Consider the following 15027-nt stretch of genomic DNA (forward strand, 5'->3'; position numbering starts at 1 on the left):
AGCTCCAGACATGACCGAGATCCTCCGTGACACCGTGCGCGCGGACGCGAGCACACGCGAGATGGCAGCCGTGCTCTACAAGGCGGTGGAGCGCGAGGCGGACGAAAGGTAGCGTGCGATGGACGCGCCTCCCGATGTCGTTCGTCGACCGCCCTCGCCGCGCCTTGCGCGCCTGGTCTCCAGCATTTCGTTCTACCGCGAGCGCGGCATCGGCCTGGCCGCCTTCCGGCACGCCGCGCCGCTTACACTGCCTCTGCTGGTGAATTTGGGAACGCCCTTCCGTATTGCACTCGGACACCAACCGGACACCGCCGATGCGCGGCCGAGTTTCGCGGCGGGTCTGTTTCCCGGACCGGTCGTTATCGAATCCGACGGACACGCCGAATGCGTTCAGGTCGATTTCACGCCGCTCGGGGCGTATCGTTTCTTCGGAGGAGCCGTGCCCGATCTGACCGCACGGATCGTCGGACTCGACGACATTTGGGGGCGGCACGGTAGCGACCTCCGCGCGAGGGTAGCCGAGGCGGCCGGCTGGCAGCGACGATTCGAGATCGTGGAAGACTTCGTGCTTCGCCACGCCGTGCATGAGCCCTCGCCTGAGATCGCTATCGCGTTGCAGACGCTCTGGCGAGGCGCGGGCGCGGTCAGAATCGCCGACATTGCCTCCGACATCGGCTGGAGCCGCAAGCATCTCACGCGCCGCTTCCACCACGAGATCGGCGTTCCGCCAAAGACGCTGGCCCAGATGCTGCGCTTTCATCGAGCTCGCATCCTAGCCCGGACGGACGGCGCAGGCGGCTGGGCGGCCATTGCCGCGGAGGCCGGCTATGCCGACCAGGCACATCTTGCGCGCGATTTCCGCATCTTCAGCGGAGAGACACCGACCGGATGGGCCGCGCGGCTCGATGTCATCGATCCACGACTGATGCGCGACGGCGGAGGCTAGCGCCACGCGGGGCGAGACACGGCCAGGTCCCATTTGTTCAAGCCGGCTGGCTTGATCCGAACTAGGGTTGGTTTCGCAACAGACAAGGACTTGCACCGGACTTGGAACGAGCTTGGAGAGTGTCATGAACCCGCCGAACGTTTATGAAGCGCCGCGCCTCTTCCACACCATGCGCTGCAAGGATACGGAGGCGATGATCGCCTGGCTGAAGAACGTTCTCGGCTTCACCGAACGCGTGGTGTACCGCAAGGAGGGCACGGTCGTTCACGCCGAGCTGGCGTTCGGATCGTCGATCCTCATGCTGGGCGCGCATCGCGACGACGCCTACGGCAGACAGGTTGGCGACATCGGCGGCCGGCGGACGGATGCCGTCTATCTCGCTGTTGATGAGCCCGACGCGCTCTATCAAAAGGTCAAGGCCGCCGGGGCGCAGATCGAGATGGAGCCCTACACGACCGATTATGGCAGCCGCGATTTCGCCGCGCGCGATCCGGAGGGCGGGCTCTGGAGCTTTGGCACCTATTGGCCCAAAGTCGGCGAGCAGCCGCTTCCCGGCTAGCGGGCGCTCGCGTCGGACAACGCTCGGGCGCCGCTTGAGCCAGCCGCATCCGCGCCGAGAATGCGCGCTGGCCGACCGTTTCCCCGCTAGATCGACCAGTAATTCGGATGCGGGTAGGGCCGCGAGCGGTCGCCCCAGTCGAACGCGTCGCCATCGAACTCGCACGGGCCGCTGCTGAGTTCGTCCAGCGTCTGCTCGATCTGGAACGCCTGCCGTGCCGGATCGTATTTCAGCGCGCTCCACTGCAGCGGATAATGGTGACGTGTACCGAGCAGCCCGCCGGTCTTGATCACGGCATAGGCGACCGTTCCGCTCATCTTGTCGAGCATCAGTCGCTCGATCGTGCCGAGCTTCGTGCCGTCGCGTCCGTAGACGGCGACGTGCTCCACGCGATCACTGGGAACCATGGTGTGTTGCATGGCGTGCTCCCTGGTCTTGTGTGGAGCGCATTATAGCTGAGTAGGGTGGGTTAGCGAAGCGTAACCCACCTCTTTAGTTTCCGCGTGGACGGAAGTGGTGGGTTACGCCTTCGGCTAACCCACCCTACACGCTTACAGCAACTGCGAACGCACCGCCTCCGCACCGTCCCGCAACAGCGGCAGGAAGCGGTCGATCAGCTCCTGCGCCGGCACGCGGTCGACATGCGCGCCCATGTTGATGGCGGCGACGATCACGCCGTCGTAGCGGCGGACGGGGACCGAGATCGAGCGGAAATGCGGCTCGGCCTCGCGGTCGACCAGCGAATAGCCCTGGGCTCGGTCGGCAGCGATGCGCGCGAGCAGCGCCTTCGGATCGGTCACCGTCTGCGGCGTCAGCGCCTCCCGTTTCATCGTCTTCAGCCGGGCAGCGAGATCGGCGTCGTCGAGCTGGCCGAGCATGGCGCGGCCGACCGAGGTGCAGAAGGACGGCAGGCGGTAGCCGATCTCGAGGCCGCCGGAGAACATGCGCGCCGGACTGCTGCGGGCGATGAACACGACCTCGTCGCGGTCGAGCACGGCCAGCGAGGAGATTTCATTCGCCGCCGTCGCAACGCGATCGAGCACCGGTTGCAGCACCGCGACGAGCTGGTTGGATCGCAAATAGGACGCGGCCAGCGTCAGCACATGCGGCGTCAGCGAGAACAGTTTGCCATCGCCGCTGACGAAGCCGCCGCGCTGGAGCGTGAACAGCATGCGCCGCGCCGTCGCACGCGGCAGATCGGCAGCGCGGGCGAGATCGCTCAGCGTCATCGGGCCGGCATTTGTGCCGAAGCACTGCAGCAGGCGCAGCCCGCGGTCGAGGGCCTCGACGAAATCCGTTGCGCGCTCGTCAGTCTCAGTCCGCTTCAGCTTGGGCATGTCAGGGGAAAATCCTGCAAAATAGTACTTGCTGGCGCTCCAGCTCATGTCATAATTCGCCCATTCGTTCAATAGGCGAACAGAACGCTTCTCCAGAAAAGGACGCGACCGCCATGATGAGCCAGGAGCAGAACGACCTGATCACCCGCACCGGGCCGAAGGATCCGTGCGGGAAGCTGATGCGGAGCTACTGGCAGCCGGCGGCGCTGGTGGACGAGCTGGAGGGTGCGCGGCCGATCCGTCCGGTGAAACTGCTCGGCGAGAATCTGGTGCTGTTCCGCGACGAGACCGGGCGCTATGGGCTGATCGACCGCCACTGCGCACATCGCGGCGCCGACCTCGCTTTCGGACGGCTCGAGCATGGTGGCCTGCGCTGCGCCTTCCATGGCTGGCTGTTCGACGCCACCGGCCAATGCATCGAGACGCCGGCCGAGCCGAAGGATTCCAAGCTTTGCCAGAACATCCGCCAGCGCTCCTACCCCGTCATGGAGAAGAGCGGCATCCTCTGGGCCTATCTCGGCGAGGGTGAGCCGCCCGCGTTCCCGGAGATCGACTGCTTCATTGCACCAAGCAGCCATACCTTCGCGTTCAAGGGCCACATGGCCTGCAACTGGCTGCAGGCGCTGGAGGTCGGCATCGATCCCGCCCACGCCTCCTATCTGCACCGCTTCTTCGAGGACGAGGACACCTCCACCGCCTATGGCAAGCAGTTTCGCGGCGCCTCCGCCGGCAGCGATCTGCCGATGACGAAGATCCTGCGCGAATACGACCGCCCGATCATCAATGTCGAGCACACCGAATATGGCCTGCGCCTGATCGCGCTGCGCGAGATCGACGAGGAGCGCACCCATGTGCGCGTCACCAACCAGCTGTTCCCGCACGGCTTCGTCATCCCCATGAGCACGGAGATGACGATCACGCAGTGGCACGTGCCCGTCGATGACGAGAACTGCTATTGGTACGCGATCTTCACCAGCTATTCGAACCCGGTCGACAAGCAGAAGATGCGCGACCAGCGGCTCGAGCTCTACGAGCTGCCCGACTACAAATCGCGCAAGAACCGAGCTAACGATTACGGTTTCGATCCGCACGAGCAGCAGACCGCGACCTATACCGGCATGGGCAACGACATCAACGTCCACGACCAGTGGGCGGTGGAATCGATGGGAGCGATCCAGGATCGTACCAAGGAGCATCTCGGACAGAGCGACAAGGCGATCGTGCAGTATCGCCGCCTGCTGCGGCAGGAGATCGAGAAGGTCTCCGGCGGCGAGAAGCCGATGCTGTTTCTGGACGCGGCCAACGCGCGCAGCATTCAGGGGCCGGCGACGATGGACGGCATCGGACCGACGCGGGGCTGGGAGACCTATTGGATGGAAGTCGACGTCAAGCGCCGCCGCGGCGCGCCATGGACCGCGCCGGTGCCGAAGGAGATCGCGGACAACGTGCACCGGCTGACGGCGGCGGAGTGACGTCTATCCTCGTCATTGCGAGCGAAGCGAAGCAATCCAGTCTGTCACCGCGGATGCATTTCTGGATTGCTTCGTCGCAAGAGCTCCTCGCAATGACGGAGAATGTGGCGCATGCTTCGCGCCTCACGACTGGAGGAGTAGCAAAGTGACTTTCGTCGCGCGACATGCGCTGTGGTCGGATGAGCAGAGGGACGCAGCCCAGCGCATGCGCCACATTGCCGAGGAGAAGAACCTCGAGGTCATCCGCCTCGCCTTCCCCGACCAGCACGGCATCCTGCGCGGCAAGACCATCGTCGCATCCGAGGCGATCGCCTCGCTGGAGAGCGGCTGCTCCATCACCACCACCATGCTGGCCAAGGATACCTCGCATCGCACGGTATTCCCCGTGTTCACGGCAGGCGGCGGCTTCGGCATGAAGGAGATGGAGGGCGCGGCCGACGTGCTGATGGTCGCCGATCCCACCTCGTTTCGCGTGCTGCCGTGGGCGCCCACCACGGGATGGGTGCTGTGCGACCTTTATTTCAACGACGGCCGTCCCGTGCCTTTCGCGACGCGCGGGCTCTACAAGCGGGTCCTCGGTGAGCTCGGCACGCGCGGCCACGATTTCGTCGCGGGGCTCGAAGTGGAATTCCACATCTTCAGGCTCGACGATCCGCATATGCGCGCGGAAGACGCAGGCCAGCCCGGCACGCCGCCCTCGGTCAGCCTGCTCAGCCACGGCTATCAATATCTCACCGAGCAACGCTTCGATCAGATGGAGCCGGTGCTGGAGATCCTGCGCCGCGACATCGTCGCGCTGGGGCTGCCGTTGCGCTCGGTCGAGGTCGAGTTCGGCCCCAGCCAGTGCGAATTCACGTTCCAGCCGAAGAAGGGCCTGGAGCCCGCCGACAACATGGTGCTGTTCCGCAGCGCCGTGAAGCAGATCGCGCGCCGCCATGGCTATCACGCCACCTTCATGTGCCGGCCGAAGCTGCCGAACGTGTTTGCGAGCGGCTGGCACCTGCATCAGTCGATCGTCTCGCGCGCGAGCGGCGACAATCTGTTCATGGCCCAGGAAGCGGCGACGGATGGCGGCGAGCCGCTCAGCGCGTTCGGCAAATCCTACCTCGCCGGCCTGCTCGATCACGCCCGCGCCTCGACATTGTTCACCACGCCCACCATCAACGGCTACAAGCGCTATCGCTCCTATTCGCTGGCGCCCGACCGTGCGATCTGGGGCCGCGACAATCGCGGCGTGATGATCCGCGTGCTCGGCGGCGCCGGTGATGCCTCAACGCGCCTGGAGAACCGCATCGGTGAGCCCGCGGCCAATCCCTATCTCTACATGGCCTCGCAGATTCTCTCCGGCCTCGACGGCGTCGACCGCAAGCTCGATCCCGGCCCCTCGGCCGACACGCCCTACGAGACCAAGGCGCCGCCATTGCCGAAAAGCTTGCGCGATGCGGTCTCAGCGCTCAAGGACGACCCGTTCTTCCGCGAGAAGCTCGGGGCGGAGTTCGTCGACTACTACACCCACATCAAGAACGCCGAGATCGATCGCTTCCTGTCGGAAGTGACCGACTGGGAGCATCGCGAATATTTCGAGGTGTTTTGAGCAGCTCCGGTGCGACCCGGCACCTCACTTCAGCCGAATCGTGTCCACCCGGCGGCAATGGACGCAAAAATAAACGTGCTCCGCAGGCAGTGTGACTATTCCAGGTAGTGTCGCCAGGAACTTCATCGGGCGCCTGCATTTTGAGCAGATGAGGATTGGCGGATCGTCTTCGCGATCGGAACTCATACAATAACCGGGTCTGAAGGCCGCCCGCACGATACTGCCGCGCCGCGCACGCTTCATCTCGGGACAACTACCGGCCTCTATCGGAATCCGGTCCGGCCTTGATCGGCACGCTGCTTCACGCCGGCGTGAGGCGACTTCTTCCGGAATGTTCCGACGACATCGCGCCGGCCCCGGACGAAGCCATTTTCCTCATCCGGCGAAAAACGCCGGAAAGGCAGGCGGCGTAGAACGGCTTCCAATGATCAACAACGGAGTTCGGTCATGTGGAGTCAGCTTTTCAGCCTGATCTATCGCCTGTCCTGCCGGACCACTCTGGTCGAGATCGGCGTGCACCGCCTCGCGCGTTGAGCCCCACGGGAATTAGGTAAGATCGATTGACCAGATGACGGGGATTTCCATGCGCAAGCTGATCCTGATCGCTGCGATGTCGCTGCTCGCAAGCCAAGCCCACGCCGGAGGCTCGCGGAGCCTCAGCCTGGCGGCGGCCAATCCGAACCAGCCGGCCACCGAGCAGCCGGCCGCCACGCCGCCGCAGGCGACGCAAGCCTCACCGGCAAACGTCCAGACGCCGGCCGCGCCCGCCGCGACGACACCGACAGCCGCAGCTCCGGCGCAATCAACCACCACGCCCGCGGCAAAGACGACCGAAACGCCAAAGCCGAAACGCCGGCAGCCGTCCGTCGAAGCCCGCGTGATCCGCGAACTGCACCGCCACGGGATCTATTGGTAATCGTCCGCCCGGCGGCTACGCTCACCAGCGATAGCCGAGCGTGGCGATGACGGTGAGCGGCGCCCCCCGGTAGCAATAACCGACCTGACAGGTCGTGTAGTGCACATTGAACAGGTTCTTGGCGTTGACCTGGAACTGAAGCCCTTTCAGCTCCTTCGCCGCCTGGCCGAAATCGTATTTCAGCGCCGCGTCGACCAGCGTCACCGAGCTGTTCCTGAACGTGTTCAGATCATCGCCATAGCTCCAGGACATGTAGCGCGCGCCGGCACCGACGCTCAGGCCCGCGAAGGGGCCAGCCAGCGGCAGGGCATAATTCCCCCACAGTGTCACGGTGTGCGGAGGATTGCCGGACGGAAACTTGCCGACCAGCGCGCTGTCGCCGGCCTGCTTGGTGACCATGTCGAGATAGGTGTAGGACGAGGTGATATCGAAACCGTTGCCGAGGCTTGCAAGCCCCTGCAATTCGAAGCCGCGGCTTTGAATCTCGCCGCGCTGGATCGTCACGCCCGCGCCCGTCGTCACCAGGCCGCCATCCTGGGTCAGGTCGAACAGCGCGGCGGTGATGAAGCTCCGCGTCCCCAGCGGCTGATACTTCACGCCGATCTCGGTCTGCTTGCCGGTGGTCGGCTTGAAGAAGGCGCCCGACGGATCGACGCCGAGATTGGGAAAGAACGACGTCGAATAGGCGACGTAGGGCGCCACACCGGAATCGAACACATAGGTCAGTCCTGCCCGCCCGCTATAGGCCTGATCGGACTGCGCCTGCCTGGTCAGCGCGAACAGGTCCTCGCTCGTGGTGCGGACCCAGTCGCTGCGGCCGCTGAGCGTCAGGATCCAGTGGTCGAGCTTGGCCTGATCCTGAATGTAGATGCCGGACTGGGTTTGCCGCTGCGCCGTGGAGGACGAGATCGCGGGATCCGGAATCGATTCCGGCGCATAGACCGGCGCAGCCAGATTGAGATCGGACACGCCGAAGCCGAACCCCTGCTTGTCGGTGAACCTCGACGACGTATAGTCGGTGCCGACCAGGAGCGTGTGCTGCACGGGGCCAGTGGAGAGCCTTGCCTCGACCTGGTTGTCCATGATGGCCGATTGCAGCGTGTCGTGGACGTAGCCGGTATAACGCGACACGACATTGCCGACGGGAACACCGAGAAAGCCGACGTAGCGCGTAACCGCGTCGAGATCGACGTAGCGGAATTTCTGGCGAACGGTCACGGCGTTGTTGAACGCGTGCTCGAACAGATAGCCGACCCGCCCCTGCTCCTGATCGAGCGAATTGTAGGACGGGCTACCCGTGAAGATATCCGTGGTGGTGCCGGTCCCCGCCGAATAGGTGAACATCGAGCCCGGCGTCTTCGATCTCTGATAGGCGCCGAGAAGCGTGAGGGTTGTCGATTGATCCGGTCGCCAGGTGACGGCGGGAGCGACATAGGTGCGATTGTCCTTGCCTCCCGGCACGAAGACGTCGGCGTCGCGCACGACGCCGGTCAGCCGATAAGAGAATTGGCCGTTGGGATCGATCGGCCCCGAGACATCGAAATTGCCCTGGACGCGATCGCGGTCGCCGAACAGCGTCTGCACCTCGTGGAACGGCTGGCTGGTCGGCAGCTTGCTTTGCAGATCGATCAGTCCGCCTGGCGAGCCGAGGCCATAAAGCGCCGAGCTCGGGCCGCGGACCACGGTGATGCTGTCGACCCCATAAGGCTCCGTCTTGAACACGCCAAGGCCGGCGCCGACGAGACGCAGGCCGTCGAGATAGATGCCGTTATAGGTGATGTCGAAGCCGCGGATCGAAATGGCGTCGAAGCGCGGATCGTAGCCCGAGGCATCGATGCGCACGCCCGGCTCATAGCCGACTGCTTCCGTCAGCGTCTGCACGGCGCGGTCGTTGAGCTCCTTGCGCGTCACGACCGAGATCGACTGCGGCGTCTCCAGCAGGGGCGTGTTCGTCTTGGTGCCCGCGGAGCTGCCGTTCGCGACGTAGCTGTTCTCGCTCGACGTCGTGGTGCGACTGCCACCTGCCTCACGCGAATCCCGGCTTCCGGCTTGCCTGGAGGCGGCATCGCGTTGCGCCGCGACACGGCCGCGCTGCGATGGTGAATTGCGCTGGGTAGACGGAGCGCGCGGACGCACCTGGCTCGGCGCCTCCACGGTGACGGGCGGCAATGTCGCGGCCGTTGATCCCGAATTGGTCCCGGAGACCTGTGCAAGGGTCGGCGTCGACTGCAAAACCGCGCCCAGACCGGCCACACCCAGACCAGCCTTCATCACCCGTTCCCAACCGAACGTTTGCCCGTCGCCACGCCTCATCGTCTTCCCCAAGCTCCGTCTTTGGACAACCCGGGAGTAACCAGATCGAGGCGCACGCCGCCTTTGCGACCGCGCAAATCGCCTTTGATTCCACGTGGAGGCTTTCAAGACTGAGGCCTGAGGCCGCGCAGCGCGTGCTGCTGTTACTGGCAGCCGCTCGGCGAATGACCGAAGCGCCTGCGAAAGGCCGTCGCGAAGTTCGCCGGATGGGTATAGCCGACCCGATAGGCCGCCTCGGTGACCGACAAGCGCTGGTGTATCAGAAGGGATCGTGCGGTATCGAGCCGGCGCGCCCTCAGATAATCGATGGCGCTCTCGCCATAAGCGATCTGGAATTTCTGATTGAAAGATCGCCGGCTCAGGCCTGCGTTGCGCGCCAGCTCGTCGATGCTCCAGGGATAGGCAAGGTCGGCGTCCATCCGCTCCTTGACCGATTGCAGCCGCATGCGCTGGAGATCTGTTGCCGGATCAACCGCGATCCGGCCGCACTCACCGAACAAGACATGGACGATGATCTCGGCGGCATGCGCCGACAACAACAATCGCGCCGCGCTTCCGGCGACCGGCGGCGAGAACATTTCCGCCGCGACCGCCCGCACCCGCGCTGATGCGGTCCGCGAGACGATGACCGCACCAGATCTCTCGTCCTTGAACAGCGCCCGAAACGCGGCGCCGAGTCCGAGCTGATCGATGGAAGCTTCGGGCAACGCGAGGCCGATGGCGGGCCGCTCCCCACACCGCACTGAGCGTTTCACGGCGAGGGACTCCCGCACGGCCATCACGCCCATCCGCCTCTCGCCGATTGAGCGCGTCAGAGTGCCGCGGCCAGTGTCGGCTTCATCGAACGCTACCGAGATGAACAGGCCCGGCGCCGCGATTGCAGGCCCCTCGGCGTCTGCTCGAAACTCACCTTTGACGAACACACAGCCCGGATAATCCAGCCATTGGGCGGCCCCTCGCTGTGCGGAACCGATGTCGTCCTGAGGCAACCCGACAATTTGCTCGTAAAAGTCCCGCATCGAATCCACAACGCCGCGCCTTCTTTGACGGCTGACGGCGGCGCGCTCAAGAGCTCAGCGCGCAGTTTGGAGGATTTCGAAATTGGATTTGCTCGAAGGAAGCTTGCGTTGCGCCGGGAAGGCAACGAACGCGTCAGATTCCCAGATATTTGTGCTGCAAGTCCGGCGCGGCCATCAGCTCGTCGGAGGTGCCGCTCCACACCGTCTTGCCGCGCTCGATGATGTAGTGGCGATCGCAGATGCGGGCGAGATGATCGACGTTCTTGTCGACGACCAGGATCGACTGACCCCGGCTCTTGAGCAACGACAGGCAGTTCCAGATTTCTTCGCGGATCAGCGGTGCGAGACCCTCGGTCGCTTCGTCCAGGATCAGGAGTTTGGGATTCGTCATCAGCGCGCGGCCGATTGCGAGCATCTGCTGCTCGCCGCCGGAGAGCTGGTTGCCCATGTTGGACGCACGCTCGGCCAGGCGCGGGAACAGCACGTAGATGGCGGCGAGCGTCCAGGGATTATCGCTATTGAAGCGATCGGCCGCAGCCGCGACCAGGTTTTCGCGCACGGTGAGGTTCGGGAAGATCTGGCGTCCCTCGGGAACGAGACCGACGCCCAGCTTGGCGATTCTGTAGGACGGAAGCTGCCGCACCTCAGCGCCCGCGAAGCGAATTGTGCCTGCGCGTGCCGGCGTCAGGCCCATGATGGAGCGGATGGTGGTGGTCTTGCCCATGCCGTTGCGACCCATCAGCGAGACCATCTCGCCCGGCTTGATCGACAGCGACAGGCCGAACAGCACCTGGGACAGGCCGTAACAGGTCTCGATGCCGTCGACGTCGAGCAGCGTGTCAGCCATGATGCGTCACCACGTGCTGATCGCCGAGATAGGCGCGCTTGACGTCTTCGTTGGCCCGGATCGCGGCCGGATCGCCGGAGGCGATGACGCGGCCATAGACCAGCACCGAGATGCGGTCGGCGAGCGCGAACACCGCCGGCATGTCGTGCTCGACCAGCACGATCGACACCTCCTTCCGCAGCTCCTGGAGCAGCTTCACCATGCGCTGGGATTCGGTGACACCGAGGCCGGCCATCGGCTCGTCCAGCAGCAGCAGCTTCGGCTTGCTGGCGAGCGCAACGGCAAGCTCGAGCTCGCGACGCTCGCCATGGCTGAGCCTGTTCACCACGACATCGGCCCGATGGCCGAGACCGACGCGGTCGAGCGCGGCGTGTGCGGCATCGCGCAAGGGTCGCTCCTTGCGCGCGTTGGCGAAGAAGCGAAACGAGGTGCCGGCATGCGCCTGCGCCGCCAGCGCGACATTGTCGGCGGCGGTGAAGTCGAGCAGCAGCGAGGTGATCTGGAACGAACGCGCAAGACCGAGCGCGCAGCGGCGATATGCCGGCAAGTCGGTAATGTCCCGCCCCGCCAGCGAGACGCTACCGGAATGCGGCGCGAGATGTCCGGTGAGCTGGCTGATCAGCGTGGTCTTGCCGGCACCGTTCGGGCCGATGATGGCGTGCAGCTCGCCGGATGCGACGTCGAGCGAGACGTTGTCGGTCGCGATGATGCCGCCGAAGCGGCGCACCAGCTTTTCGACGCGGAGCAAGGGTTCAGCCACGGCCAGCCCTCCCGAGCACGCCCATGATGCCGCCGCGGCCGAACAGCACGATGAGCAGCAGCAGCGGCCCCATGATCAGCGCCCAATATTCGGTGATCTGCGACAGGAACTCCTCCAGCAGCAGGAACACCACCGCACCCATGATCGGGCCGAACAACGTGCCCATACCGCCGAGGATCACCATCACCATGAGGTCGCCGGAGCGGGTCCAGTACATCACGGCCGGGCTGACGAAATCGGTGTTGTTGGCGAGCAGCGCGCCGGCCAAGCCACACATGGTACCCGATATGACGAAGCAGACCAGCTTGTAGCGCTTGGCCGGGAAGCCGATCGCCTGCATGCGCTGCTCGTTGGAGCGCAGGCCCTGCACCACGAGACCGAAGCGCGAATTGACGATGCGCCAGATCAGGAAGACGACGCCGAACAGGCAGGCGAGGCAGAGATAGTAGAACTGCACGCGATTGCCGAGATTGATGAGACCGGAGAAGTCGCTGCGATTGTAGATCGTGAGCCCGTCGTCGCCGCCGTAACGCGCCATCCCCGAGGCGACGTAATAGGCCATCTGCGCGAAGGCCAGCGTAATCATGATGAAGTAGACGCCGCGAGTGCGAAGCGAGAGCGCGCCGATCACGAGCGCATAGATCGCGGACGCGGCGAGCGCGACCGGAAACTGGATGAAGCCGGAACCTAAGCCTTCCTGCGCGAGCATGCCGACGGCGTAGCCGCCGATGCCGAGATAGGCGGCATGGCCGAAGCTCATCATGCCGCCAAACCCCATGATCAGGTTGAGGCTCGCGGCCGCCAGCGCCAGGATGATGATGCGGGTGAACAGCGTCAGGATGAAGATGTTGCCGGACAGCTGCGAATAGAGCGGCAGCAGCACGAGGCCCGCCAGCATCAGGGCCGTGACGGCCTTGCTCACGCTCAAACCCTTCATCGTCGGTTGGCCGGAAACAGCCCCTCCGGCCGCACCACCAGCACGATCGCCATCAGGAGATAGATCAGCATGGAGGACAGCGCGGGTGCGGCGGTGGACGCGGCGGCGCCGCTCAGCACCTGGCGGAGCAGGTTCGGCAGGAAGGCGCGGCCGAGCGTGTCGATCATGCCGACGAAGATCGCGGCGAGGAAGGCGCCGCGGATCGAGCCGATGCCGCCGATCACGATGATGACGAAGGCGAGGATCAGGATGTTCTCGCCCATGCCGATCTGCACGGTGAGGATCGGCGCCTGCATCAGGCCGGCGAGGCCCGCGAGCGCGGCGCCCAGGCCGAACACCAGCGTGTAGAGCAGCTTGATGTTGATGCCGAGCGCACCGATCATCTCGCGGTTGGAGGCGCCGGCGCGGATCAGCATGCCGATGCGGGTGCGCATCACGCCGAGATAGAGCAGGAGCGCGACCAGCAGCGCCACCGCGATGATGGCGAGCCGATAGGCGGGATAATGAATGCCGGGCAGGATCGGCACCGGCACCGTGAGCCAGGCCGGCAGCGGCAACGCCAGGCCCGCCGGGCCCCAGATCAGCCGCACGGCTTCATTGAAGAACAGGATCAGGCCGAAGGTCGCGAGCACGTGGTCGAGATGGTCGCGGCCGTAGAGGTGCCGCAGCGCCGTCACCTCCAGCACGATGCCGAGCACGAGCGTGGCCCCCAGCGCCATCAGCGCGCCGAGCAGGAAGCTGCCGGTCCACGCTGCGAAGGTCGCGGCGAAATAGGCGCCCATCATGTAGAGCGAGCCGTGCGCAAGGTTGACGAGATCCATGATCCCGAACACCAGCGTCAGGCCGGCGGCGAGCAGGAACAGCAGCAGGCCGAACTGCAGCCCATTCAAGAATTGTTCGACGACGAGCAGCATCAAGACTCTTTCAGGCGCGCGCAGCGTTGCGCCGATGTTCGAACACAGTCGCCATCAGTGAAAGAGCTCCCCCTGCCTCTTCAAGGCCGAAAAATGGGTAATGGCAGTATCGTTCCTAGGCAAGAGCGATTCGACACCAGACATGCACTTTGTTGCATCTCGGCACATGCGGATTGCACCCGGCAGCACGATCTAGAAAACATTTTAGGCTTAAAACAATTCGGAGCAATAGAGGATTTTAGGCATCCGGCGCTTCTTCGTGCAGCAAAGGGGCGCCGATATGCGCCTTGCAATGCAAAAAGGCTGCCGCCCGCCATGAGGCAACCTGCCGCAGCCAAATGACATCACCCTCTCACCGGCTGGCGATGAGAGGGTGCGATCGTCGTAAAATTGAGCAGGGTTGCGCCTGAAGCGCGATGCGATCGCGCTTCAGGTTATTGTTTGAGCATGATCTTTTCGGAAAACCGCTACACACTTTTCCGGATCATGCTCTAGTGCGACGTCATCTGCCGGGGGAGCTCCTCCGGCTCGGTGAGGACGCTGTTGGCCGTCGATGCCTCCAGGGCCGCCATCCGAAACAGATAGGCGAGCGTCGTCAATCCGGTGTCTTCCGCCATCTGCGCCAGTTCGAGCGCCATGTCGGACATGTAGCCGAGATCCTCGTCCCGGATTTGCGCCATGATCTGGCTGTCCCGCATCACGTTCGACATTTCAGGCGCTCTTTCGTTGCGCGGCAGCATGACCGCGGAGGTTGGCACGGGCGATGCAGTCGATCCGCGGACCGTCCTGCTGGACGATGCTCGTCATCCCAATACGGTCGCGCACGACATCGAGCGACTCCTGGCGCATCTCGATGGTCGCCGCCATGGTCCAGGAATTCTCCACCAGCGCCGGCAATCCCAGCGGCGTCACGACAAATCCGATGTCGTGGAACCGCGGCAACCACCACGTCTCCATGACGAGGCAGAGCCGTTCGATGCCCTGATCGAGACAGAATTCCTGCGCGGCCGCCATCAATTGTAAATTGAACTCGCCATCGCGGCGCTCGCGCGTGACGAAGAAGCGCGACCACTCCCAGACCAGCGGGTCCGCAGGGCAACCGCGCACCGCGGCGAGATGCGGGAAAACCTCGCTCATCATCGTCGGCCGGGTGGTCGGATACAGGCGGGAGCCGCCGAGCACACGGCGGTTTTCGAGAGCCAGCAGGTAGACCGCGTCCTCGTTGTCGTAGGTGTCGATCTCGCGGCCATCGGGCTTGCGAAGCGCCTCCCATTTCCGCTCCTCGACGAAAATCTCGTGACGAATTCGGAAATGCTGTTCGAGAACGTCCTCGTATAGGTGCCGATTGACGCAAGAAATCACATGAATCATGAAGTCCCCCATGGCTTGAAATGGGGGCAGCCTCAGCGAAAA

General features: G+C 64.3%; 15 protein-coding genes. 5 read left to right on the plus strand and 10 right to left on the minus strand.

The genetic code is table 11. The annotated features are described in order from the left end of the window. The first annotated feature begins 118 nt into the window (after window positions 1–118). Both ACNJYD_RS36990 and ACNJYD_RS36995 read left to right on the plus strand, forming a co-directional pair. A complete protein-coding gene (locus tag ACNJYD_RS36990) occupies window positions 119–946 on the plus strand; it encodes a helix-turn-helix domain-containing protein (protein WP_439364862.1) in 828 nt (275 codons plus the stop codon). A gap of 124 nt (window positions 947–1070) precedes the next feature. Continuing rightward, a complete protein-coding gene (locus ACNJYD_RS36995; RefSeq protein ID WP_212256032.1) occupies window positions 1071–1505 on the plus strand; it encodes a VOC family protein in 435 nt (144 codons plus the stop codon). Window positions 1506–1591: 86 nt separating this feature from the next. Here ACNJYD_RS36995 and ACNJYD_RS37000 read toward each other — a convergent pair whose 3' ends face one another. Together ACNJYD_RS37000 and ACNJYD_RS37005 are read right to left on the minus strand one after the other, a co-directional pair. Continuing rightward, the gene (locus ACNJYD_RS37000) at window positions 1592–1924 is read right to left on the minus strand and encodes a PRC-barrel domain-containing protein (protein WP_172786141.1); all 333 of its coding nucleotides are present in this window, start codon (window positions 1922–1924) and stop codon (window positions 1592–1594) included. Window positions 1925–2056: 132 nt separating this feature from the next. Then, window positions 2057–2842, minus strand: a complete 786-nt coding sequence (locus ACNJYD_RS37005; RefSeq protein WP_439364863.1) for an IclR family transcriptional regulator domain-containing protein — start codon at window positions 2840–2842, stop codon at window positions 2057–2059. A gap of 113 nt (window positions 2843–2955) precedes the next feature. On the opposite strand from ACNJYD_RS37005, the gene ACNJYD_RS37010 reads away from it, so the two are divergent. The 3 genes from ACNJYD_RS37010 to ACNJYD_RS37020 all read left to right on the plus strand — a co-directional run bounded on the left by ACNJYD_RS37010 (window position 2956) and on the right by ACNJYD_RS37020 (window position 6824). Then, window positions 2956–4314, plus strand: coding sequence for an aromatic ring-hydroxylating dioxygenase subunit alpha (locus ACNJYD_RS37010; protein WP_439364864.1), 1359 nt, complete (start codon window positions 2956–2958; stop codon window positions 4312–4314). A 145-nt stretch (window positions 4315–4459) separates the two neighbouring features. Then, window positions 4460–5908, plus strand: coding sequence for a glutamine synthetase family protein (locus ACNJYD_RS37015; protein WP_439364865.1), 1449 nt, complete (start codon window positions 4460–4462; stop codon window positions 5906–5908). A gap of 583 nt (window positions 5909–6491) precedes the next feature. Further along, window positions 6492–6824, plus strand: a complete 333-nt coding sequence (locus tag ACNJYD_RS37020) for a hypothetical protein (RefSeq protein ID WP_172786231.1) — start codon at window positions 6492–6494, stop codon at window positions 6822–6824. 21 nt (window positions 6825–6845) lie between these two features. On the opposite strand, the gene ACNJYD_RS37025 is transcribed toward ACNJYD_RS37020, so the two are convergent. The 8 genes from ACNJYD_RS37025 to ACNJYD_RS37060 form a co-directional block, all read right to left on the minus strand. Next, window positions 6846–9095: a TonB-dependent siderophore receptor gene (locus ACNJYD_RS37025; protein ID WP_246570906.1), complete on the minus strand. Its 2250-nt coding sequence runs from the start codon at window positions 9093–9095 to the stop codon at window positions 6846–6848. 185 nt (window positions 9096–9280) lie between these two features. Further along, complete coding sequence (locus tag ACNJYD_RS37030; protein ID WP_349628392.1) at window positions 9281–9892, minus strand: helix-turn-helix transcriptional regulator; 612 nt, start codon at window positions 9890–9892, stop codon at window positions 9281–9283. Between the two features lie 397 nt (window positions 9893–10289). Then, on the minus strand, window positions 10290–11003 hold the full coding sequence (locus ACNJYD_RS37035) for an ABC transporter ATP-binding protein (protein WP_212256024.1): 714 nt from the start codon (window positions 11001–11003) through the stop codon (window positions 10290–10292). Beyond that, complete coding sequence (locus ACNJYD_RS37040; RefSeq protein ID WP_212256023.1) at window positions 10996–11763, minus strand: ABC transporter ATP-binding protein; 768 nt, start codon at window positions 11761–11763, stop codon at window positions 10996–10998. The genes ACNJYD_RS37035 and ACNJYD_RS37040 overlap by 8 nt, the downstream gene beginning before the upstream one ends. Next, the gene (locus ACNJYD_RS37045) at window positions 11756–12700 is read right to left on the minus strand and encodes a branched-chain amino acid ABC transporter permease (RefSeq protein WP_212256022.1); all 945 of its coding nucleotides are present in this window, start codon (window positions 12698–12700) and stop codon (window positions 11756–11758) included. The genes ACNJYD_RS37040 and ACNJYD_RS37045 overlap by 8 nt, the downstream gene beginning before the upstream one ends. Then, the gene (locus ACNJYD_RS37050) at window positions 12697–13614 is read right to left on the minus strand and encodes a branched-chain amino acid ABC transporter permease (RefSeq protein WP_018644491.1); all 918 of its coding nucleotides are present in this window, start codon (window positions 13612–13614) and stop codon (window positions 12697–12699) included. The genes ACNJYD_RS37045 and ACNJYD_RS37050 overlap by 4 nt, the downstream gene beginning before the upstream one ends. Before the next feature lie 491 nt (window positions 13615–14105). After that, window positions 14106–14324 carry a hypothetical protein gene (locus ACNJYD_RS37055; RefSeq protein WP_172786148.1) on the minus strand — a complete coding sequence of 73 codons (219 nt, stop codon included), beginning with the start codon at window positions 14322–14324 and terminating at the stop codon, window positions 14106–14108. 1 nt (window position 14325) lies between these two features. Further along, window positions 14326–14985 (minus strand): acyl-homoserine-lactone synthase, encoded by a 660-nt coding sequence (locus tag ACNJYD_RS37060; RefSeq protein ID WP_172786149.1) that lies wholly within the window; start codon window positions 14983–14985, stop codon window positions 14326–14328. Window positions 14986–15027: the final 42 nt, after the last annotated feature.

The sequence above is a fragment of the Bradyrhizobium sp. SPXBL-02 genome, assembly GCF_051853065.1.
Lineage (GTDB): Bacteria > Pseudomonadota > Alphaproteobacteria > Rhizobiales > Xanthobacteraceae > Bradyrhizobium.

Excerpts from the sequence above, each read along its gene's own strand:
- ACNJYD_RS36990 (WP_439364862.1), top strand. The coding sequence starts at position 119 with ATGGACGCGCCTCCCGATGTCGTTCGTCGACCGCCCTCGCCGCGCCTT.
- ACNJYD_RS36995 (WP_212256032.1), top strand. The coding sequence starts at position 1,071 with ATGAACCCGCCGAACGTTTATGAAGCGCCGCGCCTCTTCCACACCATG.
- ACNJYD_RS37000 (WP_172786141.1), bottom strand. The coding sequence starts at position 1,924 with ATGCAACACACCATGGTTCCCAGTGATCGCGTGGAGCACGTCGCCGTC.
- ACNJYD_RS37005 (WP_439364863.1), bottom strand. The coding sequence starts at position 2,842 with ATGCCCAAGCTGAAGCGGACTGAGACTGACGAGCGCGCAACGGATTTC.
- ACNJYD_RS37010 (WP_439364864.1), top strand. The coding sequence starts at position 2,956 with ATGATGAGCCAGGAGCAGAACGACCTGATCACCCGCACCGGGCCGAAG.
- ACNJYD_RS37020 (WP_172786231.1), top strand. The coding sequence starts at position 6,492 with ATGCGCAAGCTGATCCTGATCGCTGCGATGTCGCTGCTCGCAAGCCAA.
- ACNJYD_RS37025 (WP_246570906.1), bottom strand. The coding sequence starts at position 9,095 with ATGAAGGCTGGTCTGGGTGTGGCCGGTCTGGGCGCGGTTTTGCAGTCG.
- ACNJYD_RS37035 (WP_212256024.1), bottom strand. The coding sequence starts at position 11,003 with ATGGCTGACACGCTGCTCGACGTCGACGGCATCGAGACCTGTTACGGC.
- ACNJYD_RS37045 (WP_212256022.1), bottom strand. The coding sequence starts at position 12,700 with ATGAAGGGTTTGAGCGTGAGCAAGGCCGTCACGGCCCTGATGCTGGCG.
- ACNJYD_RS37050 (WP_018644491.1), bottom strand. The coding sequence starts at position 13,614 with ATGCTGCTCGTCGTCGAACAATTCTTGAATGGGCTGCAGTTCGGCCTG.
- ACNJYD_RS37055 (WP_172786148.1), bottom strand. The coding sequence starts at position 14,324 with ATGTCGAACGTGATGCGGGACAGCCAGATCATGGCGCAAATCCGGGAC.
- ACNJYD_RS37060 (WP_172786149.1), bottom strand. The coding sequence starts at position 14,985 with ATGATTCATGTGATTTCTTGCGTCAATCGGCACCTATACGAGGACGTT.